Origin of the sequence: Pantoea sp. ACRSC, from assembly GCF_022346785.1 — a bacterium.
In the GTDB taxonomy this organism is placed as follows: domain Bacteria; phylum Pseudomonadota; class Gammaproteobacteria; order Enterobacterales; family Enterobacteriaceae; genus Pantoea; species Pantoea alvi.
Genome location: NZ_JAKRNN010000007.1, coordinates 115,438 through 140,728, shown reverse-complemented (window position 1 = coordinate 140,728; position 25,291 = coordinate 115,438). Strand labels below are relative to the sequence as shown.

Below are 25,291 nucleotides of genomic sequence, written 5' to 3'. Positions count from 1 at the left end.
GGGTGCGCCGGAAAAAAGATGCGCCATGATAGCAAAAGCCCCCGGGAAATCCCACGGGGGCCGCGGTTTATTCAGCCGGGCGTCGCCTCCGCCCTGGAACGCCTGAGGGGAGTTTTCAGCCGCTGGGCGAGGATCACCCCCAGCAGCGTCATGGCACCGCCGATCCAGTGCCAGGCGTGCAGCTGCTCATGCAGAAACAGCACCGCGATAACGGCGGTAAAAACCGGAACGAAATTCATAAAAATGCTGGTGGTGCTGGCACCCAGACGCTGCACGCCCAGGATCCACAGAAAGGGGGCGATAATCGAGGCGAAGAGTCCGGCAAACAGCACCAGCGGGATATTGCGTGCGTTAAGCGCGACCTCGGGCGCATGCAGAAAGCCAGGCAGCAGCAGCAGCACGCCGAAAAAAACCTGTACGTAGAGGCTCTGCCATGTCGGCAGCGGGATCGCCCAGCGTTTGGTCAGCACGCCGTAGAGCGCGTAGGAGGTAGAGGCGGCCAGCATCATCAGCTCGCCGCTGCCGAGACGCTGGTGCAGCAGCTGGGCGGGATGGCCATCGCTCACCAGCCACACCAGACCCGCAAACGACAGCAGCCCGCCGATAAGTATGCCGCGCGTCGGCGCCAGCCGCAGCACCACCAGGCTAAGCAGAATGGTCAGCAGCGGAATGGTGGCGCCGAGAATGCCCATCATCACCGCCGAAACGCTGTGCGCCGCGTAGTAGGCCAGGCTCTGATAGAGCACCATGCCAAGCAGGCCGAGGATCAGCAGGCGTCCCAGGCTGGCGCGGATGGCGCGGCGATGTCGCCACGCGCCCGGCAGCGCGAAGGGCGTAAGCACCACCAGCGCCAGCAGCCAGCGGTAAAACGATATGGCGGCGGGATCGATGCTGCCGGCGGAGAGCTTACTGACGATGGTATTCACCGACCAGATCAGCACCGCCAGCAGCGGAAAAAGTAAATTCATGATCTTCTCCTGCGGATGTAGGGCGCCAGTTTACTTTTGACCGCTTTTAAGGAGATAGTGAAAAACAGACAAAAAAAGGGGCTGACCGGACAGAATGAGTGTACAGGTTGAATACCAGCCGCCCGAAGATGCGCTGCAGCTTCGCTATTTTATGCGCTATGAACAAGCCAACGCCAAAACCGAATATCTGCCGCACGCCCATGAATGGGGGCAGCTGATCTTTGTGACGCGCCACGTACTGGAGATGAGCGTAGAGGGTGAACGGCTGCTGACGCCCGCCAGCATTCCCATCTGGATCCCACCGCGACAGCGCCACGCCAGCTACAACCATCAGCAGGCGCAGTTCCGCACCTTCAATCTCGCCGCCGCGCTCTGCGAGGGGCTGCCGCAGCAGGCGTGCCTGCTGAACGTCGACGCCATCGTCCATGCGATTATGGATGAGTTCGCGCGTCTCGGCCTTGAACAGCCATAGCGCGCCGAACAGTGGCGGCTGTGTGAGGTGCTGCGCGATCGGCTGCGGCTGGCGCCGGTGCAGGAGAGCTATTTGCCTGGCTCGCAGGATAAGTTTCTCGCGCCGGTGCTGCACGCGCTGGAGGCGAATCCCGGCGATAACACCACGCTGGCGGAATGGGCGGCGCGCGTTTTTACCACGGAGCGCACGCTGGCGCGGCGCTGCCGTCAGGAGCTGCATATGTCCTTTGGCGAGTGGCGGCAGCGGCTGCGTTTTCTGCACGCCGTCGCGCAGCTGGGGCAGGGCAAAAGCGTGCAGGCGATTGCGCACGATCTCGGCTACAGCTCGGCGTCGGCGCTGATCGTGATGTTCCAACAGCAGGCGGGCACCACGCCGGATCGCTACCGCGCGCGCCTGGGTTAACAGGCGCGTTTGTGCCACAATAGTTCACCTCAACAATGCAACCAGCAGGAAAGCCGTGGTGAAGATTCTTGTCGATGAAAATATGCCTTATGCGCGTGAACTGTTCAGCCGTACCGGCAGGGTACAGGCGGTGCCGGGTCGTCCGCTGCCGCAGCAGGAGCTGGAGGATGCTGACGGCCTGATGGTGCGCTCGGTCACTCAGGTGAACGAAGCGCTGCTGGCGGGCAAGCCGGTAAAATTCGTCGGCACCGCCACGGCGGGCACCGACCATATTGATGAAGCCTGGCTGCAACAGGCAGGCATCGCTTTCTCCGCCGCGCCGGGCTGCAACGCTATCGCGGTCGTGGAGTATGTCTTCTCCGCGCTGCTGCTGCTGGCAGAGCGCGACGGTTTCGCGCTGCGCGACCGCACCGTTGGCATCGTCGGCGTCGGCAACGTCGGCGGCCGACTGCAAAAACGGCTGGAAGCCTGGGGCGTAAAAACCCTGCTGTGCGATCCGCCGCGCGCCGATCGCGGCGACGCGGGCGACTTCCGCTCGCTCGACGCGCTGGTGGCGGAGGCGGATATCCTGACCTTTCATACGCCGCTGTTTAAAGAGGGGCCCTATAAAAGCTGGCATCTCGCCGATACGGCGCTGCTGATGGCGCTGAAGCCCAACGCTATTCTGATCAACGCCTGCCGCGGACCGGTGGTGGATAACGCCGCGCTGCTGGAGGTACTGAAGATGCGCCCCGATCTCAGCGTGGTGCTCGACGTCTGGGAGCCGGAGCCGGCGCTGTCGCTCGATCTGCTGGATCGCGTGGATATCGGCACCGCCCATATCGCTGGCTATACGCTAGAGGGCAAGGCGCGCGGCACCACCCAGGTGTTTGAAGCCTGGTGCGACTTCCTCGGCCAGCCGCAGCAGGTGCCGCTCAGCGAGCTGCTGCCGACGCCGGAATTCAGCAGCGTCACCCTTAACGGCCCGCTCGATCAGGCAACGCTGAAACGTCTGGCGCATCTGGTGTATGATGTGCGCCGCGACGACGCGCCGCTGCGTAAAGCGGCGGCAAAACCTGGCGAATTTGACCGCCTGCGCAAGGAGTATCAGGAGCGGCGCGAGTGGTCATCGCTGGAGGTGATCTGCAACGACGCAGAGACCGCCAGCTTACTGAACGCCCTCGGTTTTAGCGCGCGTCTCAATAACTGCTAAATTTTTCCTCTCGCTGTGGCGGACATAGCGGGGGATAATTCCGAAACCTGGGCGGTGAATATCACCGCCTTCTGTTTTTATGTCATTGTCTGGAGTAAACCAACATGTCTGACGGCTGGAATATTGCGCTACTTGGCGCGACAGGCGCAGTAGGGAACGCTGTACTGGAGCTGCTGGCGGAACGCCAGTTCCCGGTTGGTGAGTTATATCTGCTGGCGAGTGAAAACAGCGCCGGCGAAACGCTGCGCTTCGAGGGGCGCTCGCTGCGCGTTGAGAACGCGGCGGACTTCGACTGGTCGCAGGCGCAGCTGGCCTTTTTCGTCGCCGGTCGCGACGCCTCGGCGCGCTATGCCGATGAGGCCGCCAGCGCCGGTTGTCTGGTGATCGACAGCAGCGACTGCTTCGCGCTGTCGCCGGATGTGCCGCTGGTGGTGCCGGACGTCAACCCGCAGGTGCTGGCGGACTACCGCAACCGCAACCTGGTCAGCGTCGCCGACAGCCTGACCAGTCAGCTGCTCAGCGCCATCAAACCGCTGGTAGACGCGGCAGGTCTGGGCCGTTTGCAGGTCACCAACCTGATCTCCGTCTCCAGCCACGGCAAAAGCGCGGTTGACGGCCTGGCGGGCGAGAGCGCGCGACTGCTTAACGGTGTGCCGGCTGAAGATCACTTCTTCGGCCGCCAGCTGGCGTTCAACCTGCTGCCGCAGCTGGCCGACGCGGAGGGCAGCGTCGCCAGCGAGCGTCGTCTGGTCGATCAGGTGCGTAAGGTGCTGCAGGACGACGGGCTGCCGATTGCGGTCAGCAGCGTGCAGGCGCCGGTCTTTTACGGCAGCGCGCAGATTGTCCACCTGGAGAGCCTGCGCCCGCTGTCGGCGGATGAGGCGCGCGCCGAGCTGGCGCAGGCGGCTGATATCAGCCTGAGCGACGAGGATGACTATCCGACGCAGGTCGGCGACGCCTCCGGCAATGAACAGCTCAGCATCGGCTGCGTGCGCAACGACTACGGCATTCCTGAACTGCTGCAGTTCTGGTCGGTGGCGGACAACATTCGCTTCGGCGGCGCGCTGATGGCGGTGAAGACGGCTGAGAAGCTGGTGCAGGAGTATCTCTATTAATGTTGGCTGAAGGTCAGACGCATAAACTGGCGCTCGGTATTGAGTATGACGGCAGCCGTTACTACGGCTGGCAGCGCCAGCAGGAAGTACGCAGCGTGCAGGAGAAGCTGGAAAAAGCGCTGTCGAAAGTGGCAAATCATCCGGTAAGCGTCTTCTGCGCCGGGCGTACCGACGCCGGCGTACACGGCACCGGCCAGGTGGTGCATTTCGAAACCACGTCGCAGCGCGCCGACGGCGCCTGGACGCTGGGCGTTAACGCCAATCTGCCGGAAGATATCGCGGTACGCTGGGTAAAAGCGGTGCCGGACGAGTTTCACGCGCGCTTCAGCGCGACGGCGCGCCGCTATCGCTATGTGATCTACAACCAGCGGCTGCGTCCGGCGATCCTGGGTCGCGGCGTCACCCATTTTTATCACCCGCTGGATGCAGAGAAGATGCACCGCGCCGGACAGTGTCTGCTGGGCGAGAATGACTTTACTTCGTTTCGCGCCGTGCAGTGTCAGTCGCGCACGCCGTGGCGTAATGTGATGCATCTGAACGTCACGCGCCAGGGCGCCTTTGTTATCGTCGATATTAAAGCCAACGCCTTTGTGCATCACATGGTGCGCAATATCGTCGGCAGCCTGATGGAGATCGGCTGCGGCAACCAGCCGGAGGAGTGGATGGCGACGCTGCTGGCGGCGAAAGATCGCACCCTGGCGGCGGCGACGGCCAGAGCGGAAGGACTCTATTTAGTGGCGGTGGACTATCCGTCGCATTTTGCGTTACCCGAACCGCCGATGGGGCCGTTGTTCCTGGCGGACTAATTTAGCAGGTCATTTCAGAGAGGCGTTATGGAGTTCGTCCATTTTTTGGTTGATTTTATTCTGCATATTGATGTGCATCTGGCCGAGCTGGTTGCGCAGTACGGCATCTGGATTTACGCCATTCTGTTCCTGATCCTGTTTTGCGAAACCGGCCTGGTGGTCACCCCCTTCCTGCCGGGCGACTCGCTGCTGTTCGTGGCAGGCGCGCTGGCGGCGCTGCCGGGCAACGACCTCAACGTCCACCTGATGGCGGCGCTGCTGGTGGTGGCCGCTGTACTGGGCGATGCGGTGAACTACACTATTGGTCGTCTGTTCGGCGAGCGGCTGTTCAGCAACCCGAATTCGCGCATCTTCCGCCGCAGCTATCTCGATAAAACCCATGCGTTTTACGATCGTCACGGCGGCAAAACCATTATCCTGGCGCGTTTCGTGCCGATTGTGCGCACCTTTGCGCCTTTCGTCGCTGGTATGGGGCATATGTCCTATCGCCACTTTGCGCTGTTTAACGTCGCTGGCGCGCTGGCGTGGGTGCTGCTCTTCTCCTACGCGGGCTATCTGTTCGGCGACCTGCCGGTGGTGCAGGAGAACCTGAAGCTGCTGATCGTCGCCATCATTGTGGTCTCGGTGCTGCCCGGCGTCATTGAGGTGTGGCGTCACCGCCGCCAGGGGAAGCAGGGCAAACAGTCGTAACGGGTTCGGTCGCGTTGCGGTTAGACCAGATTTTTATCCACAGTCGGAATGGGTTGTGGTTTAATGAGCGACATTTCATGTCTGCTGAAGCGGTTTTCAGCAGCAAATAAGATGACTGGACCAGGTCAGTTTTAAACAAAAAGGTCTTCAATGAGCTGGATTGAACGCATTCTTAATAAAAGCAACGTTACGCCTGCACGTCGTGCCAGCATCCCGGAAGGGGTCTGGACCAAGTGCGACAGCTGCGGTCAGGTTCTGTACCGCGCCGAGCTGGAGCGTAATCTTGAGGTCTGCCCGAAGTGCGACCATCACATGCGCATGCACGCCCGCGAGCGCCTCAACAGCCTGCTCGACCAGGGCACGCTGACCGAGCTGGGCAGCGAGCTGGAGCCGAAGGATATCCTGAAATTCCGCGACTCCAAGAAGTATAAGGATCGCCTTGCCGCCGCGCAGAAAGAGACAGAAGAGAAAGACGCGCTGATCGTGATGAAAGGTCAGCTGCACGGCATGCCGGTTGTGGCCGCCGCGTTTGAGTTTGCCTTTATGGGCGGCTCAATGGGCTCGGTGGTCGGCGCACGCTTCGTGCGCGCGGTTGAGCAGGCGCTGGAAGACAACTGTCCGCTGATCTGCTTCTCCGCCAGCGGCGGTGCGCGTATGCAGGAAGCGCTGATGTCGCTGATGCAGATGGCAAAAACCAGCGCCGCGCTGGCTAAAATGCAGGAGCGCGGTCTGCCCTATATTTCGGTGCTGACCGACCCGACCATGGGCGGCGTTTCCGCCAGCTTCGCGATGCTGGGCGATCTTAACGTCGCCGAGCCGAAGGCGCTTATCGGCTTTGCCGGTCCGCGCGTCATCGAGCAGACCGTACGTGAAAAACTGCCGCCGGGCTTCCAGCGCAGCGAATTCCTGATTGAGAAGGGCGCGATCGATATGATCATTCGCCGCCCGGAAATGCGTTATAAACTGGCGAGCCTGCTGGCGAAGATGATGAATCTTCCCGCGCCGCTGCACGATGGCGAACCGACCGCGCCTGCGGAAGCGCCGGAAAGCAACGAGGCCTGACAGGAGAGAGAGGCGCGCGCGGCGCGCCTTTCACCAATGCACCGTCGAACCGGCTGAACCGGGTCAAAATCTGTTAAACGGGACATATGGATACTCTTCACCTTCCTCAAGCCACGTCGCCTTTGGCCACGTGGCTTTACTATCTTGAGCATCTGCACTCGCAGACCATCGAGCTGGGGCTCGATCGCATTCGCTGCGTCGCGCAGCGCCTCGACCTGCTAAAACCCGCGCCTTTTGTTTTCACCGTCGCCGGCACCAACGGCAAAGGCACCACCTGCCGTACGCTCGAGACGCTGCTGATGGCGGCGGGCTATCGCGTCGGGGTCTACAGTTCGCCGCATCTGGTGCGCTATACCGAACGCGTGCGCGTGCAGGGTCAGGAGCTTGACGAGGCGCAGCACAGCGCCAGCTTCGCGAAAATCGAAGCCGGACGCGGCGACGTCTCGCTGACCTATTTTGAATTCGGCACGCTCTCCGCCCTGAACCTGTTTCAACAGGCGCAGCTGGACGTCGTGATCCTTGAAGTGGGGCTGGGCGGCCGGCTGGATGCCACTAATATTGTCGACGCCGACGTGGCGGTGGTGACCAGCATCGCGCTGGATCACACCGACTGGCTTGGCCCGGATCGTGAAAGCATCGGCCGCGAGAAAGCGGGCGTCTTTCGCGGCGGCAAGCCCGCCGTGGTCGGCGAGCCAGATATGCCCGCCAGCATCGCCGCCGTTGCGGCGGAGAAGGGCGCGCTGCTGCTGCGTCGCGGCCAGGAGTGGCACTACAGCCAGCAGCCGGAGAGCTGGGCCTGGCGCGACGCGCAGGGAGAGCTGAACGATCTGCCGCTGCCGCAGGTGCCGCTGCCTAACGCCGCCACGGCGCTGGCGGCGCTGCGCGCTTCCGGCCTGAACGTCAGCGAGACGATTATCCGCAATAATCTGCCGCTGGCAGTTCTCCCTGGCCGTTTCCAGACGGTAAGCGAATCGCCGCGCGTGATCCTCGACGTGGCGCACAACCCCCACGCGGCGAGCTATCTGGCGTCGCGTCTGGCGCAGCTGCCAAAAAGCGGCCGGGTACACGCGGTGGTGGGGATGCTGCATGATAAAGATATCGCCGGCACCCTGGCGGCGCTGGCGCCGCAAATCGACCGCTGGTACTGCGCGCCGCTTGAGGGGCCGCGCGGTGCCACCGCCGATGAGCTGATGACGCATCTGCCTCGCGACGCGGCGACCGCCTTTGCCGACGTGGAGAGCGCCTGGCAGGCGGCGAGCGCGCAGGCCGGGACGCAGGACATTGTGCTGGTATGTGGATCTTTCCATACCGTGGCGCAGGTCATGGAATCGACAGAGACGGAGAAAGGTCGTGGCAAGTAAGTTTCAGAACCGCCTGGTCGGCACCATTATTCTGGTGGCGGTCGGCGTGATTGTGCTGCCGGGCCTGCTGGACGGCAAAAAGAAGCATTATAAAGAGGAGTTCGCGGCGATCCCGCTGGTGCCGAAGCCGGATGACCAGCAGGATAGCGAGATGGTGCCGCCGGTGACGCAGCCGCTGCCGTCACAGCCACCGCAGGGGGCGGGCAGCGCGGTAAACAGCAACAGCAGCACCGCCCACAATCCGGTCGCCGAGCAGGGCAACGCCACGCCGCAGAGCGAAAGCGAGCCCAGCGTGGTGACGCCGCCGCCGGTGCACCAGAATACACCGGCGAAACCGCGTCAGGTGGAACAGCCGAAAACCCGCCCGGCGGAACAGCCAAAGGCGAAACCGGTCGAGCAGCCGAAAGCGCAGCCGAAACCGGTAGAGCAGGCGAAGCCGGTCGAGTCTAAGCCGATGGAAACGAAGCAGAGTGAACCGGCGAAGCCAGCGGAAACGCCGAAGGCTGCCGAGCAGAGCGCGCCAGCCGGTCAGGCTTATGTGGTGCAGCTCGGCGCGCTGAAAAATGCGGCGAAGGTCAGCGAAATCGTGGCGAAGCTGCGTCTGTCGGGCTATCGCGCCTTTACCGTGCCCTCTACGCCTGTACAGGGACAAATCACCCGCATTTATGTCGGCCCGGACGCCTCGAAAGCCAAACTGCAGGGCTCGCTGTCGGAGCTGCAGAGCGTCTCTGGCCTCGGCGGCGTGGTGAAGCCCTATAGCGCCCGTTAAGGCATTGATTGGTGCCGCCGATAGCATAAAAAGGCGGCGCCGCACGCAGTGTTAAAGCTGCGCAGCTTAATATAACTGATTGAGATTCAACGGCTTGAATAGCTGAATCTCCACAGGGCGAGGAAAGTTTTTTTCATCGCCCTTTTTATGGAAGGTGAAAAGGAAAAGCGCTACGCAAACGTTTTCTTTTTCTGTTAGAATGCGCCCCGAACTGGATGCAGGGGTGCAAACGCACTGGCGCTGGAAGAGTTCATGGTCTGGATTGATTACGTCATTATTGCGGTAGTTGGTTTTTCGGCTCTGGTCAGCCTGATTCGAGGGTTTGTCCGCGAAGCCTTATCTCTCGTTACCTGGGGATGCGCGTTTTTTGTCGCCAGTCATTACTACGCCTACCTTGCAGTCTGGTTTACAGGTTTTGACGACGAACTGGTGCGTAACGGCATCGCCATCGCGGTGCTGTTCGTCGCGACGCTGATTGTCGGCGCGATAGTCAACTATGTGATCGGCTCGCTGGTTGAGAAGACCGGCCTGTCGGGAACCGACAGGGTGTTGGGGGTCTGTTTCGGGGCGTTACGCGGCGTGCTGATCGTAAGCGCGATTCTTTTCTTCCTCGATACATTCACCGGCTTTTCCAAAAGTCCGGACTGGCAGCAGTCCCAGCTCATTCCCCAGTTCAGTTATATAATCAGATGGTTTTTTGACTACCTGAAAAGCACGTCGAGTTTTTTGCCCCGGTGACGCCACCGGGAGTGCGGCTAATGAGGAAATGACAACATGTGCGGTATTGTTGGTATCACCGGGTTTATGCCGGTCAACCAGTCGATCTATGATGCGTTAACGGTGCTTCAGCACCGCGGGCAGGACGCCGCAGGCATTTGTACTATCGATGCGCTGAACTGCTTCCGTCTGCGTAAGGCGAACGGCCTCGTCAGCGATGTCTTTGAAGCTCGCCACATGCAGCGTCTGCAGGGCAATATGGGGATCGGCCACGTTCGCTACCCGACCGCAGGCAGCTCCAGCGCCTCTGAAGCGCAGCCGTTCTACGTTAACTCGCCGTACGGTATTACGCTGGCCCATAACGGCAACCTGACTAACGCGCACGACCTGCGCAAGCACCTGTTCGAAAAGGGCCGCCGTCACGTCAACACCACTTCAGATTCTGAAATCCTGCTGAATATCTTCGCGCAGGAGCTGGACCGTTTTCAGAACGACCCGCTGGAAGCGGACAATATTTTCGCTGCGGTGGCGGCGGTGCATCAGCAGGTGCGCGGCGCTTACGCCGTTGTTGCGATGATCATCGGCCACGGCATGGTCGCCTTCCGCGATCCAAACGGCATTCGTCCGCTGGTGCTGGGCAAGCGCGTGCTGCCTGACAGCCGCGTCGAGTATATGGTCGCCTCTGAGAGCGTGGCGCTCGATACGCTGGGCTTCGAGTTTCTGCGCGACGTCGCGCCGGGCGAAGGCGTCTATATCACCGAGCAGGGCCAGCTCTTTACGCGCCAGTGCGCAGAAAACCCGAAGAGCAACCCCTGCCTGTTCGAGTATGTCTACTTTGCGCGTCCCGACTCCTTCCTCGACAAGATCTCCGTCTATAGCGCGCGCGTGCGCATGGGCACCAAGCTGGGCGAGAAGATTGCCCGCGAGTGGGAAGATCTCGATATCGACGTGGTGATTCCCATTCCGGAAACCTCTACCGATATCGCGCTGGAGATCGCGCGTATTCTCGATAAGCCCTATCGTCAGGGCTTTGTGAAAAACCGCTACGTCGGCCGCACCTTTATTATGCCGGGACAGCAGCTGCGTCGCAGCGCCGTTCGCCGCAAGCTCAACGCCAACCGCGCCGAGTTCCGCGACAAGAACGTGCTGCTGGTAGATGACTCTATCGTGCGCGGCACCACCTCTGAGCAGATTATCGAGATGGCGCGTGAAGCGGGGGCGAAACGCGTCTACCTGGCCTCCGCCGCGCCGGAAATTCGCTTCCCGAACGTCTACGGCATCGATATGCCGAGCGCCACCGAGCTGATCGCACACGGCCGCGAAGTGGATGAAATCTGTCAGCTGATCAAGGCCGACGCGCTGATCTTCCAGGATCTCAACGACCTGATCGAAGCGGTGCGCGAAGAGAACCCCGATATCGCCCAGTTTGAATGTTCGGTGTTTAACGGCGTTTACGTGACTAAGGATGTCGATCAGCAGTATCTGGAGTATCTCCAGTCGCTGCGCAACGATGACGCCAAAGCGCTGCAGCGTCAGAATGAAGTTGAGAACCTTGAGCTGCATAACGAAGGCTAAGCGCGTTTTCAGCGCTAACCAGTAGAGCACGGGGCGGAGAAATCCGCCCCGTTTGTTTTCCTGTTCTGGCCCGCGCTATCATAGCGCCTCACTGAACCGGCAAGGAACACCCATGAAACGACTCATCATTGGCATCTCTGGCGCAAGCGGCGCGATCTACGGCGTGCGGCTTTTGCAGGTGCTGCAGCAGGTCAGCGAGGTGGAAACCCATCTGGTGGTGAGTCCGGCGGCGCGGCAGACGCTGAGTCTGGAAACCGACTATACGCTGCGCGAAGTGCAGGCGCTGGCGGATGTGGTGCATGACGTGCGCGATATCGCCGCCAGCATCTCGTCGGGATCGTTCAAGACCCTGGGCATGGCGATCCTGCCGTGCTCGATGAAAACCCTCTCCGGCATCGTACACAGCTACAGCGACAGCCTGCTGACGCGCGCCGCCGACGTGGTGCTGAAAGAGCAGCGTAAGCTGGTGCTGGGGGTGCGCGAAACGCCGCTGCATATCGGCCATCTGCGCATGATGACCACCGCCGCCGAGCTGGGCGCGGTAATTATGCCGCCGGTGCCGGCCTTCTATCATCGTCCGCAGTCCATTATGGAGCTGGTGGATCAGACGGTTAACCGGGTGATCGATCAGTTCGATATTACGCTGCCGCAGGATCTTTTTACGCGCTGGAACGGTGCATAACCCGCATGTTTTGCACTGTTCATGTGCAAATTCGCGCGGCCGATCACTCTTCGTGCATTTGGTGCACCAAAAGTTAACAAGGTCGCTTTTTCTCGCTGACATCACTGATATATTCCCCTCACAAACCCGGCGGCAACGCCTTGCTGGCGCGCTGCCGGGCGCGCGAACGGCTTGCATTGCTGGCATGAAATATGCAAGAAATATGTGGCTTAACAAGCGCAAACACATCACGCACCCATAACAAAAAGCACTTCACTGAGGGTAATCTATGAAAAAGCGAGTTCTGGCTCTTTCTCTCATGCTGGGCCTGACCAGCGCCGCCAGCGTTTTCGCCGCGGTGCCGTCGTCGATTCGCATTGGGACTGACCCGACTTACCCGCCGTTTGAATCGAAAAACGCGCAAGGAGAGCTTGTCGGCTTCGATATCGATCTTGCTAACGAAATCTGTAAACGTATTAATGCGAAGTGCACCTATGTAGAAAGCGATTTTGACGCGCTGATCCCTTCGCTCAAGGCGAAGAAGATCGACGCCATCATCTCCTCGCTCTCTATCACCGCCAAACGTCAGGAAGAGATCGCCTTCTCTGACAAACTCTATGCGGCCAACGCCCGCCTGGTGGCGCCGAAAGGTTCGCCGATTCAGCCGACCATCGAGTCGCTGAAGGGCAAAAACATCGGCCTGCTGCAGGGCACCACGCAGGAGACCTACGCCAACCAGAACTGGCGTCCTAAAGGCGTTAACGTGACGCCTTATGCTAATCAGGACCTGGTTTATCAGGATCTGAACGCGGGTCGTATCGACGCGGCGTTTCAGGATGAAGTGCAGGCGAGTGAAGGCTTCCTGAAGCAGCCGGTGGGCAAGAACTACGCCTTCGCCGGTCCGGCGGTGAAAGACGACAAGATTTTCGGCGTTGGCACCGGTATGGGACTGCGTAAAGACGATAGCGAGCTGAAGGCGGCCATCGACAAAGCGTTTGAGGCGATGCGCAAAGATGGCACCTACGACAAGATCGCGAAAAAGTATTTTAATTTCAATGTGTACGGTGACTAATCCTGTCGACCCTTATCTGATCCTTCTGCGTTGAGCCGCACGGCGCAACGCACCATCCGATCAGGACTGCCCGCTGGCGCGCCCGCGGGCAGGACATTGATGTTTTCTCCACGACGGGATCGATTAAATGTTGTACGGCTATTCCGAGGTTATTCTCAAAGGCACCCTGGTCACGCTGGAGCTGGCGCTCAGCTCAGTGGTGCTGGCTGTTGTGCTCGGCCTGATCGGCGCGGGCGCAAAGCTCTCCCGCAGTCGCCCGCTGGCGATGCTGTTTGAAGGCTACACCACGCTGATTCGCGGCGTGCCCGACCTGGTGCTGATGCTGCTGATTTTCTACGGCCTGCAGATCGCCCTTAACGCGCTGACCGACGCCATGGGCCTGGCCCAGTTCGATATCGATCCGATGGTGGCCGGTATTATTACGCTCGGCTTTATCTACGGCGCCTACTTTACCGAAACCTTTCGCGGCGCCTTTCTTGCCGTGCCGAAAGGCCAGATCGAAGCCGCCACCGCCTTCGGCTTTACCGGTTCCCAGGTATTTCGCCGCATCCTGTTTCCCGGCATGATGCGCTACGCGCTGCCCGGCATCGGCAATAACTGGCAGGTTATCCTGAAAGCCACGGCGCTGGTGTCGCTGCTGGGGCTGGAGGATGTGGTGAAAGCGACGCAGCTGGCGGGTAAAAGCACCTGGCAGCCGTTCTACTTCGCCATTGTCGCTGGCGCGATCTATTTAATCTTTACCACGCTGTCTAACGGCGTGCTGTGGTGGCTGAATCGCCGCTACTCGGTCGGCGTAAAAAGGGCGGAGTTATGATCGATATTATTCAGGAGTACTGGAAATCCCTGCTCTGGACCGACGGATATCGCTTTACCGGCGTCGCTATTACGCTGTGGCTGCTGATTTTGTCGGTGGTGATCGGCGGCTGCCTGGCGGTGCTGCTCGCCATTGCGCGCGTCTCCCCAAACCGTTTCGTCAGCACCCCAGTCTGGCTCTTTACCTATGTGTTTCGCGGCACGCCGCTCTACGTTCAGCTGCTGGTGTTCTATTCGGGCATGTATACGCTGGAAGTGGTAAAAGGCTCGGAGCTGCTTAACGCCTTTTTTCGCAGCGGGCTGAACTGCACCCTGCTGGCGTTTACCCTGAATACCTGCGCCTATACCACGGAGATCTTCGCCGGGGCGATCCGTGCCGTGCCGCACGGCGAGATCGAGGCGGCGCGCGCCTATGGCTTCTCTACCTTTAAGCTCTACCGCTGCATTATTCTGCCGTCTGCGCTGCGCACCGCGCTGCCCGCCTACAGCAATGAGGTGATCCTGATGCTGCACTCCACGGCGCTCGCCTTTACCGCGACGGTGCCGGATCTGCTGAAAATTGCGCGCGATATCAACTCGGCGACCTATCAGCCCTTTACCGCATTCGGCATCGCGGCAGTGCTCTATCTGATTATCTCCTGGGTGTTGATTAGCCTGTTCCGTCTGGCGGAGCGCCGCTTCCTCGCACACATCAAACCTTCGTCATCGCATTGAGTAGAACTATGGCTGATAACAAATTAAGCGTGACCGAACTGCATAAGCGTTACGGTGACCATGAAGTATTAAAGGGGGTCTCTTTACAGGCCGATGCGGGCGATGTCATCAGCATCATCGGATCGTCGGGATCGGGGAAAAGCACCTTTCTGCGCTGCATCAATTTCCTGGAGAAGCCGAGCGAGGGCACCATTTCCGTTACCAACGAGCCGATCAACCTGGTGCGCGACACCGACGGTCAGCTGAAGGTGGCCAATAAAGAGCAGCTGCGTTCGCTGCGTACCCGTCTCACCATGGTGTTTCAGCACTTTAACCTGTGGAGCCACATGACGGTGCTGGAGAATGTGATGGAGGCGCCGATTCAGGTGCTGGGGCTCAGCAAGGCGGATGCCCGCGCCCGCGCCATTAACTATCTCAACAAGGTTGGCATCGACGAGCGCGCGCAGGCGAAATATCCGGTGCATCTTTCCGGCGGTCAGCAGCAGCGCGTCTCTATTGCGCGCGCGCTGGCGATGGAGCCGGAAGTGCTGCTGTTCGACGAACCGACCTCGGCCCTCGATCCAGAGCTGGTGGGCGAAGTGCTGCGTATTATGCAGAAGCTGGCGGAAGAGGGTAAAACCATGGTGGTGGTGACCCATGAGATGGAGTTTGCGCGCCACGTCTCCAGCCACGTCATCTTTCTGCACCAGGGCAAGATTGAAGAGGAAGGGCCGCCGGACGTGCTGTTCGGTAACCCGAAAAGCCCGCGCCTGCAGCAGTTTCTTAAGGGGTCGCTGAAGTAAAGGCCGCCTCCTCCGTCCAGGGGAGGAGGCGGAAAACAGCCTGACTCTACGCCGCGCCTTTGCCGGCGTGTTTTCCCGCCACATCCTGCAGCGCTTCCTGCAGATCGTACCAGCGAAAGCCGAAGCCGGAGGCCTCCAGCCGCTTCGGCAGCACATGCTGCCCGCCCAGCACCAGCACCGCCGATTCGCCCATCATCATTTTGATGGCGCTGGCGGGAGTGCGCATAAAGGCCGGGCGGTGCATAACGTGACCAAGCGTGGCGGCGAACTGCTCGTTGCGCACCGCGTAGGGCGCCACCATATTGAACGGGCCGCTGAGGTCGTCGCGATCCAGCAGCCAGAGAATGGCGTTGACCATATCGTCGATATGGATCCAGGGCAGATACTGTTTGCCGCTGCCGATAGGGCCACCAACGCCGAGCTTAAACGGCAGCTTCATTTTGCTTAACGCGCCGCCTTCGCTGGCCAGCACCACGCCGGTGCGCAGCAGGCAGACGCGGGTGCGCTCGCTCTGGGCGCTCAGCGCCAGCTGCTCCCAGCGCGCGCAGAGGCTGTGGGTAAACTCCTCCTGACCCTGATCCTCCTCCGTCATCACCAGCTCGCCGGTATCGCCGTAGTAGCCGGTCGCCGAGCCGGAGAGCAGCACGCGCGGCGGCGTATGGCTGGCGTTGATCAGCGAGGCGATGCGTTCGGTGATTTGCCAGCGGCTTTCGCACAGCCGCTGCTTCTGCTGCTCGGTCCAGCGCTTGTCGGCGATGGGTTCGCCAGCAAGATTGATGACCGCGTCAACTCCGTCAAGGTTTTGCTGCTGCGCCAGGCCTGACCAGAGCGCGACGCGCGCGTCGAGCTTTTCGCGCGCGGCGGCGACATCGCGCGTGACGACGCTAACCTGATGTCCCAGCGTCAGCAGGCGGGGAATAAGATGGCGGCCGATTAGCCCGGTTCCGCCGGTTACAAGTATGTGCATCTCGCGTCTCCTTATCATTTTTCTGATACGCACAGTTTCAGCATAGAAGAAGCGTGGCCGCACGCTGCAGCGCTGCGTCGCGCTTTAAGAACATCGGACCAGCAGGACATTGCTTTGCGGAAAGAAAATGGGTAAATATCAGGCTACCCGGATAAGACAGTTGAGGTAACAGATGAATTACCCCTCCATCACCCTGTGGTCTGATTCATCGTTTTTTAGTCCTTACGCCATGTCTGTTTACGTCGCGCTTACCGAAAAAGGCGTCCCTTTTTCGCTGAAACGTATCGATCTTGCACAAAATCAGCAGTTCACTAATGACTATCGCGCGCTGTCGCTGACCTGCCGCGTGCCAACGCTGCAGATCGACGAGTTTGTGCTGAGCGAATCCTCCGCTATCGCTGAATATCTGGAAGAGCGTTTTCCCGCGCCGGCGTTCGAGCGCCTCTATCCGCGCGATCGCGAGAAGCGCGCGCGAGCGCGTGAAGTGCAGGCGTGGCTGCGCAGCGACTTTTTACCTATCCGTCAGGAGCGGCCGACAGAGGTGTTATTCGCCGGCGAGCGTTTTCCGCCGTTGAGCGCGGCGGCGGCTCAGGCGGCAGAAAAGCTGATTGCGGCGAGTTTGCGCCTGCTGCCGGATCGGCAGCAGAACCTGTTTGGCGAGTGGTCCGTGGCCGATACCGATCTGGCGGTGATGCTGAATCGTCTGGCGCTGCACGGCGACGCGCTGCCGGATAAACTCAGGGAATATGCTGAATTTCAGTGGCAGCGCGCCTCGGTACAGCTCTGGCTGGCTGAAAGCGGCAAACAACGATAGATTGCGCCGCTTGCTCAGGCGAGCGGAAGTGATTACCTTACAGCACACTATAACAACGACGTGGCAATCAGGTGCGTGTCGCACGGCACGCCAGAACAGAAAAGGGTTACCGGATGGTGGATCAAACCGCGGGCGACGCTATCGAGTGGGTCGATATCGTTAATGAAGAGAATGAAGTGATTGCGCAGGCGACGCGCGCACAGATGCGTGCGCAGCGTATGCGCCATCGCGCCACCTATATCGTGGTGCATGACGGCGCAGGCAAGATTCTGGTGCAGCGCCGCACCGAGACCAAAGACTTCATGCCCGGCATGCTGGACGCCACGGCGGGCGGCGTGGTGCAGAGCGGCGAAGATCTGCTGGAGTCGGCACGCCGCGAGGCTGAAGAGGAGCTGGGCATCGCCGATGTGCCTTTCGCCGAGCACGGCAAGTTCTACTTCGAAGATGAGCATGTCCGCGTCTGGGGCGGGCTGTTCAGCTGCGTCTATCACGGCCCGTTCGCCATGCAGGAAGAGGAGGTGGACGAGGTGTTCTGGATGACCCCGGATGAGATTACCGCGCGCTGCGACGAGTTCACCGATGATTCGCTCAAGGCGCTGTCGCTATGGCTGACGCGTAACGGCGACGCTTAAAAACAGGTGATTGAAAAAACGCCCGTCTGGGCGTTTTTTTGTTTTTGCGGCCTGTGAGGCCGCCGCTTCCCTTCACCGGCTGTTGCCCGCGCCTTTATGGGGCATTGTGCGAGCTCTGTTAATGCGCCGCCGGGATGCACCAGGATGCCGCAGCAAAGTCAGTCTGTTCGCGTCCCTGGTTGTCTCCGAACGTGGCGTAGCGAGCAAGATTCGGCACCAGGCGATGCGATAAAAAAAAGAGCATGCGTGGGCATGCTCTTGTTCGTCAGGATGTGAACCCGGAAGGCTTAGCCTTCCGCCTGCTGCGACTGAATCGCGGTCAGGGCGATGGTGTAGACGATATCGTCCACCAGCGCGCCGCGCGACAGATCGTTAACCGGCTTGCGCATGCCCTGCAGCATCGGCCCGATAGAGATCAGATCCGCTGAGCGCTGCACCGCTTTGTAGGTGGTATTGCCGGTGTTGAGATCCGGGAAGATAAACACCGTGGCGCGACCTGCAACCGCCGAGTTCGGCGCTTTGGATTTGGCCACATCTTCCATAATTGCCGCGTCATACTGCAGCGGACCGTCGATCACCAGATCCGGGCGTTTCTCCTGGGCGATACGCGTCGCTTCTCGCACTTTTTCCACGTCGCTGCCCGCACCGGAGGTGCCGGTTGAGTAGGAGATCATCGCCACGCGCGGTTCGATGCCGAAAGCATGGGCGGAGTCGGCAGACTGAATAGCGATTTCCGCCAGCTGTTCTGCGGTTGGATCCGGGTTGATGGCGCAGTCGCCATAGACCAGCACCTGTTCCGGCAGCAGCATAAAGAACACCGAGGAGACCAGCGAGCTGTTCGGCGCGGTTTTAATCAGCTGCAGCGGCGGACGAATGGTGTTGGCGGTGGTGTGTACCGCGCCTGACACCAGACCGTCTACTTCGCCGCTCTCCAGCATCATGGTGCCGAGCACGACGTTATCTTCCAGCTGCTCCTGCGCCACCACTTCGGTCATGCCTTTGTTCTTACGCAGCTCCACCAGGCGTGGCACATAGTTGTTGCGAACCACTTCAGGATCGACGATTTCGATGCCTTTGCCCAGTTCGACGCCCTGTGCTGCGGCGACGCGCTGGATCTCATCCGGGTTGCCCAGCAGCACGCAGGTTGCGATGCCGCGATCGGCGCAGATGGCGGCAGCCTTGACGGTGCGCGGCTCATCGCCTTCCGGCAGCACGATGCGTTTGCCCGCTTTGCGCGCCAGCTCGGTGAGCTGATAGCGGAAGGCCGGCGGTGACAGGCGGCGGCTGCGCTCGGAGGTCGCGGTCAGCGATTCGATCCAGTCGGCGTTGATATAGTTGGCGACATACTCCTGCACTTTCTCCACGCGCTGAGTATCGTCGCTCGGTACTTCCAGATTGAAGCTCTGCAGGCTGAGCGACGTCTGCCAGGTGTTGGTTTTCACCATAAAGACCGGCAGGCCGGTCTGGAAGGCGCGTTCGCACAGCTTCGCGATGCGGCTGTCGATCTCGTAGCCGCCGGTCAGCAGGATGGCACCAATCTCTACGCCGTTCATCGCGGCGAGGCAGGCGGCCACCAGCACGTCGGGACGGTCCGCTGAGGTCACCAGCAGTGAGCCGGGACGGAAATGCTCCAGCATATGCGGCAGGCTGCGCGCGCAGAAGGTAACAGACTTGACGCGGCGCGTAGCGATCTCGCCTTCGTTGATCACGTCGGCATTGAGGTGGCGGCACATATCGATGGCGCGCGTGGCAATAAGATCGAAACTCCAGGGCACGCAGCCCAGCACCGGCAGCGGGCTGTCGGCGAACAGCTGTTTCGGATCGATGTTAGCGACGCTTGCTTTGGTGGAGTCGTCGAAAATCTCTGACAGATCCGGGCGCGTGCGGCCCTGTTCATCCACCGGGGCGTTCAGCTTGTTGATGATAACGCCGGTGATATTTTTGTTCTTGCTGCCGCCAAAGCTGCTTTGCGTCAGTTCGATACGCTCTTTCAGCTGGGCGGGAGAGTCGTTGCCCAGCGCCATAACAAACACGATCTCGGCGTTAAGCGTCCTGGCGATCTCATAGTTGAGCGCATTGGCGAACTGATGCTTACGCGTCGGCACCAGGCCTTCAACCAGCACCACTTCCGCATCTTTGGTGTTTTCATGGTAGCGCGCAATGATCTCTTCCATCAGCACGTCCTGCTGGTTAGCGCCCAGCAGCGACTCCACGCGCGACATTTTCAGCGGGTCGGCGGCGGGAATTGACGAGTTCTTGCGGATGATCATGGTGGTCTGGTCGGGCTTGTCGCCGCCAGCGCGCGGCTGCGCGATAGGTTTAAAGACGCTGAGACGAACGCCTTTACGCTCCATGGCACGAATAACGCCGAGGCTGACGCTGGTCAGGCCGACGCTGGTGCCAGTAGGAATAAGCATAATTGTACGCGACACGTTTGAACCTCGCTTTAGGTAGTGTCAAAAACAACACCGTCAGCCGAGGCTGACGGGGAGGGAACATCAGGCGGTCAGACGCGCCGCATCCTGGGCAATCACCAGCTCTTCATTGGTCGGGATGACAATTGCCGGGCGGGTGCCCTCTTTATTAATAAAGCCGGATTTGCCGAAGCGCGCCGCCAGGTTGCGCTCATGATCGACCTCAAAGCCGAGCAGGCCCAGCTTTTTCAGCGACAGTTCGCGCACCATCGCCGCGTTTTCGCCGATGCCGCCGGTAAAGATCACCGCGTCCAGGCGGCCATCCATCATAGCGCTATAGCTGCCGATGTATTTTGCCAGACGATGGCAGAAAACATCCATGGCGCGTTTCGCGTCCTCTTTGGTTTCGTAGTTGTCTTCGACGTAGCGGCAGTCGCTGGTGACGTCGGTCAGGCCCAGCAGGCCAGACTCTTTGGTCAGCAGCTTGTTGATGGCGTCGACGCTCATGCCCAGCGTATCGTGCAGATAGAAGATAATCGCCGGATCGATGTCACCGCTGCGGGTGCCCATGACCAGACCTTCCAGCGGCGTCAGACCCATTGAGGTATCGACGCACTTGCCGTTACGCACCGCCGCCACCGAGGCGCCGTTGCCGAGGTGGCAGGTAATGATGTTCAGCTCGTCGACCGGTTTGTTAAGGATTTTTGCCGCTTCGTGCGTCACATAGTAGTGGCTGGTGCCGTGCGCGCCGTAGCGGCGAACGCCGTGCTCTTTATAGAGGCGGTAGGGCAGGGCGTAGAGATAGGACTCTTCCGGCATCGTCTGATGGAACGCCGTGTCGAAAACTGCCACATTCTTGTCGGAGAGATGCGGGAAGTTTTTCATTGCCTCTTCAATGCCGATCAGATGCGCCGGGTTATGCAGCGGCGCGAAAGAGGCGTTGTCTTTGATCCCCTGCACCACGGCGTCGGTAATAATGACCGATTCCGTCAGCTGCTCACCGCCATGCACAATGCGATGACCAATTGCAGCAATTTGTGCCGACAGCTCTGGTTTTTGTGCCAGAATAGTTTTAACAATGAAATTTAGCGCTTCGCTGTGTGCGGCGCCAGCGCCCAGAGGGGCTTCATGTTTTTCTCCGTCAAGTTTCCACTTAATGCGCGCTTCCGGCAGGTGGAAACATTCAGCCAGGCCGGACAGATATTCCTCTCCGCTGGCGGCATTCAGGATGGCGAACTTCAGTGAAGAGCTGCCGCAGTTCAGAACCAGTACTAACTTACTCGACATGGAAGTACCTATTTGTTAAAAGTGGCTAAAAAAAAGGCAATCAGACTATCAGCGTAGCCCATGAAAGCGGGATGCTTAATCATAACGCCGTTGCGGTAGTCAAAATGTTGCTTCTCCGCAAAAAAATTTCGGTAATTTTACAAAAATTTTTGAAATTTGCTTAGCGGAAGCTAGCCGCTACGTTTGTGATTTACGTTTTTGCCCGCTTCCAGTAGGTTATTGAGAGGCTGGGTCAGGATAGCGAGAGTGCCCTTTAAAGACAAAAAGTTTTGAAGGACGTCACGTAAAGTTGTGTAGTTATAAATTAATTTTATTTTTTGCAGGTTTAGTTGAGGTCCGCCATGGCGAATGATTCTGGCAATACTGGCTGGTTCCGTATTTTTCAAAACGGCCAGCACTATATGAAGACCTGGCCGAATGACAAACGCCTCGCGCCGATCTTTCCTGAAAATCGCGTATCGAGCGTGACCCGGTTCGCCATCCGCTTTATGCCGCCGCTGGCGGTGTTCACGCTGAGCTGGCAAATCGCCCTGGGCGGACAGCTGGGTCCGGCGGTCGCCACCGCGCTCTTTGCCTGCAGTCTGCCGATGCAGGGGTTATGGTGGCTGGGCAAACGCTCGGTGACGCCGCTGCCGCCGACGCTGCTGCACTGGTTTCACGAGGTGCGCGCCCGTCTGGAAGAGGCGGGCCAGGCCATTGCGCCGGTTGAGGGCAAGCCGACCTATCAGGCGCTGGCTGACCTGCTGAAGCGGGCATTTAAACAGCTGGATCGCACCTTCCTCGACGATCTTTGATCGACCACCCTTTTCCCGCAGAGAGAATTTGTTGCTCAACCGGGTCTAAATCAAAGAAAAGTGGTGCGGGCATACCCGCATCATTCGCCTTATGCCACTATTTTCCGTCTAATACTTGAGCGGCCTGTCGGCCCAGGAGCCTATGATGGAAATGACCCACGCACAGCGTCTGATTCTCTCTAACCAGTACAAAATGATGGCTATGCTGGAGCCTGACAACGCCGAACGCTATCGCCGTTACCAGACCATTATCGAGCGCGGCTATGGGCTGCAGATGCGCGAGCTGGATAAAGAGTTTGGCGAACTGACGGAAGAGACCTGCCGCACCATTATCGACATTATGGAGATGCACCATGCGCTGCATGTCTCCTGGTCGAATCTTGGCGACAAAGGCTCGCTGGACGAGCGTCGCCTCGCTTTTCTCGGCTTTGATGCGGCCACCGAAGCGCGCTTCCTCGGCTACGTGCGCTTTATGGTCAATACCGAAGGTCGCTATACTCACTTCGACTCCGGCACGCACGGCTTTAATGCGCAGACGCCAATGTGGGAAAAGTATCGACGCATGCTGGCGGTGTGGCACACTTGTCCACGTCAATATCACCTTAGCGCGACGGAAATCGCGCAGATTATCAATGCCTGACGGGAGTGCCTGTGACCTATAGCGGTTTTTTATTTGATCTGGATGGCACGCTGGTGGATTCGCTGCCTGCGGTAGAGCGCGCGTGGAGCAACTGGGGAGCGCGGCACGGCATCGCCGCTGAAGAGATCCTGAGTTTTATTCACGGCAAGCAGGCGATCGCCTCGCTGCGCCATTTTATGGCGGGTCAGCCGGAAGCGGACATTCAGGCGGAGTTTCGCGCGCTGGAGCAAAATGAAGCGCAGGATACCGACGGCGTACGGGCGCTGCCGGGCGCGCACGCGCTGCTGACGCGGCTGGACGCGCTGCAGATCCCCTGGGCTATCGTGACCTCCGGCTCGGTGCCGGTGGCGCACGCGCGTCACAAGGCCGCCGGACTGCCGCTGCCGTCGGTCTTTATCACCGCTGAACAGGTAGAGCAGGGCAAGCCGGCGCCCGATCCCTATCTCCTTGGCGCGGAGAAACTGGGGCTGGCGGCGGAAAGCTGCGTGGTGGTCGAGGACGCGCCTGCCGGCATTCTCTCTGGCCTGAACGCCCGCTGCGCGGTCATTGCGCTTAACGCGCCCGCCGATACGCCGCGTCTGGGGGAAACCCTGATGCAGCTTCGCTCGCTGGCGTCGCTGCGGGTGACGCCGCAGGCTGAAGGCGGCTTTTCTCTGCAGCGGGAAGAGTGAGGCGCCGCCGCGTTACAGCGGCGACTCCTGTGAGATCTCATCCAGCGACAGGCTAAAGCTGGGAATAAATACCTCGACGAAGTAGTCCATCTCCGGCGAACGGCGCTGCTGCAGGGTTTTCTCCAGACGCGCCTTGGCCAGCAGGAACTCATTGTTGCCTGCAGATAACTCTTCAAGGCATTTCAGGTAGGCGCAGAGCGCGTCCGCCTGCTTCACCACCGACTGCTCCTCTTCGCTGTGCTGATGTTCGTCAAGCAGCGGGCGGTAAACCTCCTGCAGCTCCTCCGGCAGCATCTCGATCAGCTTCTGCTGGGCGATTTTTTCGATCTTTTTATACTCGTGGGCAATTTGCGCATTGTAATACTTCACCGGCGTCGGTAGATCGCCGGTGAGGACTTCGCTGGCGTCATGGTAGAGCGCCAGCATCGCAATGCGATCGGCGTTGAGCGTGCCGCTGAATTTTTTGTTTTTAATTACGGCGAGCGCATGCGCCACCATTGCGACCTGCAGGCTATGCTCCGACACGTTTTCGGTCCGCACGTTACGCATCAGCGGCCAGCGGTTGATCAGTTTAAGACGGGAGAGATGGGCGAAAAAGTGGCTTCGGGTCATGCGTTATCCTGTCAGCAACGGGGGAAGCGTCACGCCTCCCCAAATGCTGTCAGTATACGCGGCAGGTTTTACTGACGATAGCCTTGCAGGAAACGGTCGAACTTGCCGATCGCCATCTCCAGATCGTCGACGCGCGGCAGCGTTACGATGCGCACATGGTCCGGCCACGGCCAGTTAAAGGCGGAGCCCTGAACCAGCAGCACCTTCTCCTGCAGCAGAAAGTCCAGCACCATCTTCTGGTCGTCGTGAATGTTGAACTTCTTCGCGTCGATACGCGGGAACATATAGAGCGCGCCGTTCGGCTTCACGCAGCTGACGCCGGGAATATCGTTGATCAGCTCCCATGCGCGCTGGCGCTGCTCATAGAGACGGCCGCCCGGCGCGATAAATTCGCTGATGCTCTGATAGCCACCCAGCGCGGTCTGAATAGCGTGCTGCGCCGGCACGTTGGCGCACAGACGCATCGAGGCCAGCATCTCCAGCCCTTCGATATAGCCTTTCGCGTGTTTCTTCGGCCCGTTAAGCACCATCCAGCCCTGACGGAAGCCCGCCACGCGGTAGGTTTTGGAGAGGCCGTTAAAGGTAACGGTCAGCAGATCGGGCGCCAGCGCGGCGATCGAGTGGTGCTGCGACGCGTCATAAAGGATCTTGTCGTAGATTTCGTCGGCGAAAATGATCAGGTTATGCTGACGCGCGATCTCGACGATCTCCAGCAGCAGCGCTTTACTGTAGACCGCACCGGTGGGATTGTTCGGGTTAATGATCACGATGCCGCGGGTGCGCGGCGTGATTTTGCTGCGAATATCGTCAAGATCCGGGAACCAGTCAGACGACTCGTCGCACAGATAGTGCACCGCCTTGCCGCTGGAAAGCGACACCGCCGCCGTCCAGAGCGGATAGTCGGGCGCGGGCACCAGCATTTCGTCGCCGCTGTTCAGCAGCGCCTGCATCGCCTGCACGATCAGCTCGGAAACGCCGTTGCCGATATAGATATCTTCCACCGTGACGTCGCGCATATCGCGCGCCTGGTAGTGCTGCATAATGGCTTTACGCGCCGAGTAGAGCCCTTTGGAGTCGCAGTAGCCCTGCGCGCTCGGCAGGTTACGGATTACATCGACCAGAATCTCGTCAGGCGCTTCAAAACCGAAAGGCGCCGGGTTGCCGATATTGAGCTTGAGAACTTTGTTGCCTTCTTCTTCGAGACGTTTAGCCTCTTTAAGTACCGGCCCGCGAATGTCGTAACAGACGTTTTCCAGCTTGCCGGATTTATCAATTTGAAAAGTCATTAT

Annotated in this window: 25 protein-coding genes and 1 pseudogene; 20 read left to right on the top strand and 6 right to left on the bottom strand. The window is 59.8% G+C overall.

The window, feature by feature from the left end; translation table 11 throughout:
* Positions 1-71 precede the first annotated feature (71 nt).
* Positions 72-968: a DMT family transporter gene (locus MHZ97_RS09605; protein ID WP_239314388.1), complete on the bottom strand. Its 897-nt coding sequence runs from the start codon at positions 966-968 to the stop codon at positions 72-74.
* 94 nt (positions 969-1,062) lie between these two features.
* On the opposite strand from MHZ97_RS09605, the pseudogene MHZ97_RS09600 reads away from it, so the two are divergent.
* The 15 genes and pseudogenes from MHZ97_RS09600 to hisP all read left to right on the top strand — a co-directional run bounded on the left by MHZ97_RS09600 (position 1,063) and on the right by hisP (position 15,171).
* Positions 1,063-1,842, top strand: a pseudogene (locus MHZ97_RS09600) (helix-turn-helix transcriptional regulator).
* A gap of 58 nt (positions 1,843-1,900) precedes the next feature.
* Entirely contained in the window at positions 1,901-3,034 is a 1,134-nt protein-coding gene (gene pdxB, locus MHZ97_RS09595; RefSeq protein WP_239314389.1) for a 4-phosphoerythronate dehydrogenase PdxB, read from the top strand.
* Positions 3,035-3,138: 104 nt separating this feature from the next.
* Positions 3,139-4,149: an aspartate-semialdehyde dehydrogenase gene (locus MHZ97_RS09590; RefSeq protein ID WP_103794176.1), complete on the top strand. Its 1,011-nt coding sequence runs from the start codon at positions 3,139-3,141 to the stop codon at positions 4,147-4,149.
* Positions 4,149-4,955 carry a tRNA pseudouridine(38-40) synthase TruA gene (gene truA / locus MHZ97_RS09585; RefSeq protein WP_103794175.1) on the top strand — a complete coding sequence of 269 codons (807 nt, stop codon included), beginning with the start codon at positions 4,149-4,151 and terminating at the stop codon, positions 4,953-4,955. The genes MHZ97_RS09590 and truA overlap by 1 nt, the downstream gene beginning before the upstream one ends.
* A gap of 27 nt (positions 4,956-4,982) precedes the next feature.
* Positions 4,983-5,645, top strand: a complete 663-nt coding sequence (locus tag MHZ97_RS09580) for a DedA family protein (RefSeq protein ID WP_239314390.1) — start codon at positions 4,983-4,985, stop codon at positions 5,643-5,645.
* A 150-nt stretch (positions 5,646-5,795) separates the two neighbouring features.
* The gene (gene accD / locus MHZ97_RS09575) at positions 5,796-6,707 is read left to right on the top strand and encodes an acetyl-CoA carboxylase, carboxyltransferase subunit beta (protein WP_103794173.1); all 912 of its coding nucleotides are present in this window, start codon (positions 5,796-5,798) and stop codon (positions 6,705-6,707) included.
* 86 nt (positions 6,708-6,793) lie between these two features.
* Positions 6,794-8,068, top strand: coding sequence for a bifunctional tetrahydrofolate synthase/dihydrofolate synthase (gene folC / locus MHZ97_RS09570; RefSeq protein WP_239314391.1), 1,275 nt, complete (start codon positions 6,794-6,796; stop codon positions 8,066-8,068).
* Positions 8,058-8,837 (top strand): cell division protein DedD, encoded by a 780-nt coding sequence (dedD, locus tag MHZ97_RS09565; protein ID WP_239314392.1) that lies wholly within the window; start codon positions 8,058-8,060, stop codon positions 8,835-8,837. Before folC ends, dedD begins: the two co-directional genes overlap by 11 nt.
* Before the next feature lie 252 nt (positions 8,838-9,089).
* Positions 9,090-9,575: a colicin V production protein gene (gene cvpA, locus MHZ97_RS09560; protein WP_103794170.1), complete on the top strand. Its 486-nt coding sequence runs from the start codon at positions 9,090-9,092 to the stop codon at positions 9,573-9,575.
* Between the two features lie 36 nt (positions 9,576-9,611).
* Positions 9,612-11,129 (top strand): amidophosphoribosyltransferase, encoded by a 1,518-nt coding sequence (gene purF, locus MHZ97_RS09555; protein WP_103794169.1) that lies wholly within the window; start codon positions 9,612-9,614, stop codon positions 11,127-11,129.
* 112 nt (positions 11,130-11,241) lie between these two features.
* Positions 11,242-11,811, top strand: coding sequence for a UbiX family flavin prenyltransferase (locus MHZ97_RS09550; protein ID WP_103794168.1), 570 nt, complete (start codon positions 11,242-11,244; stop codon positions 11,809-11,811).
* Between the two features lie 268 nt (positions 11,812-12,079).
* Positions 12,080-12,862: a lysine/arginine/ornithine ABC transporter substrate-binding protein ArgT gene (gene argT, locus MHZ97_RS09545; RefSeq protein WP_103794167.1), complete on the top strand. Its 783-nt coding sequence runs from the start codon at positions 12,080-12,082 to the stop codon at positions 12,860-12,862.
* Between the two features lie 127 nt (positions 12,863-12,989).
* Entirely contained in the window at positions 12,990-13,676 is a 687-nt protein-coding gene (locus MHZ97_RS09540) for a histidine ABC transporter permease HisQ (RefSeq protein ID WP_033750538.1), read from the top strand.
* Complete coding sequence (locus MHZ97_RS09535; RefSeq protein ID WP_103794166.1) at positions 13,673-14,389, top strand: ABC transporter permease; 717 nt, start codon at positions 13,673-13,675, stop codon at positions 14,387-14,389. The genes MHZ97_RS09540 and MHZ97_RS09535 overlap by 4 nt, the downstream gene beginning before the upstream one ends.
* An 8-nt stretch (positions 14,390-14,397) precedes the next feature.
* Positions 14,398-15,171: a histidine ABC transporter ATP-binding protein HisP gene (gene hisP, locus MHZ97_RS09530; protein ID WP_103794165.1), complete on the top strand. Its 774-nt coding sequence runs from the start codon at positions 14,398-14,400 to the stop codon at positions 15,169-15,171.
* 46 nt (positions 15,172-15,217) lie between these two features.
* On the opposite strand, the gene MHZ97_RS09525 is transcribed toward hisP, so the two are convergent.
* Positions 15,218-16,138: a TIGR01777 family oxidoreductase gene (locus tag MHZ97_RS09525; protein ID WP_103794164.1), complete on the bottom strand. Its 921-nt coding sequence runs from the start codon at positions 16,136-16,138 to the stop codon at positions 15,218-15,220.
* 172 nt (positions 16,139-16,310) lie between these two features.
* On the opposite strand from MHZ97_RS09525, the gene yfcF reads away from it, so the two are divergent.
* On the top strand, positions 16,311-16,952 hold the full coding sequence (gene yfcF / locus MHZ97_RS09520) for a glutathione transferase (protein ID WP_239314393.1): 642 nt from the start codon (positions 16,311-16,313) through the stop codon (positions 16,950-16,952).
* Between the two features lie 113 nt (positions 16,953-17,065).
* Positions 17,066-17,584, top strand: coding sequence for an NUDIX hydrolase YfcD (gene yfcD / locus MHZ97_RS09515; RefSeq protein WP_033750514.1), 519 nt, complete (start codon positions 17,066-17,068; stop codon positions 17,582-17,584).
* A gap of 287 nt (positions 17,585-17,871) precedes the next feature.
* On the opposite strand, the gene pta is transcribed toward yfcD, so the two are convergent.
* Both pta and ackA read right to left on the bottom strand, forming a co-directional pair.
* Positions 17,872-20,016: a phosphate acetyltransferase gene (gene pta / locus MHZ97_RS09510; protein WP_103794162.1), complete on the bottom strand. Its 2,145-nt coding sequence runs from the start codon at positions 20,014-20,016 to the stop codon at positions 17,872-17,874.
* A gap of 66 nt (positions 20,017-20,082) precedes the next feature.
* Entirely contained in the window at positions 20,083-21,285 is a 1,203-nt protein-coding gene (ackA, locus tag MHZ97_RS09505; protein WP_048780908.1) for an acetate kinase, read from the bottom strand.
* A gap of 341 nt (positions 21,286-21,626) precedes the next feature.
* Here ackA and yfbV point away from each other — a divergent pair, with 341 nt between their 5' ends.
* The 3 genes from yfbV to MHZ97_RS09490 all read left to right on the top strand — a co-directional run bounded on the left by yfbV (position 21,627) and on the right by MHZ97_RS09490 (position 23,390).
* Positions 21,627-22,079, top strand: a complete 453-nt coding sequence (gene yfbV / locus MHZ97_RS09500; protein ID WP_033750506.1) for a terminus macrodomain insulation protein YfbV — start codon at positions 21,627-21,629, stop codon at positions 22,077-22,079.
* A 145-nt stretch (positions 22,080-22,224) separates the two neighbouring features.
* A complete protein-coding gene (locus tag MHZ97_RS09495; protein ID WP_239314394.1) occupies positions 22,225-22,719 on the top strand; it encodes a YfbU family protein in 495 nt (164 codons plus the stop codon).
* Between the two features lie 11 nt (positions 22,720-22,730).
* Complete coding sequence (locus MHZ97_RS09490) at positions 22,731-23,390, top strand: sugar phosphatase (protein ID WP_239314395.1); 660 nt, start codon at positions 22,731-22,733, stop codon at positions 23,388-23,390.
* 12 nt (positions 23,391-23,402) lie between these two features.
* Here MHZ97_RS09490 and yfbR read toward each other — a convergent pair whose 3' ends face one another.
* Positions 23,403-24,002 (bottom strand): 5'-deoxynucleotidase, encoded by a 600-nt coding sequence (gene yfbR / locus MHZ97_RS09485; RefSeq protein ID WP_103794159.1) that lies wholly within the window; start codon positions 24,000-24,002, stop codon positions 23,403-23,405.
* 68 nt (positions 24,003-24,070) lie between these two features.
* Complete coding sequence (locus tag MHZ97_RS09480; protein ID WP_103794158.1) at positions 24,071-25,288, bottom strand: pyridoxal phosphate-dependent aminotransferase; 1,218 nt, start codon at positions 25,286-25,288, stop codon at positions 24,071-24,073.
* Positions 25,289-25,291 lie beyond the last annotated feature (3 nt).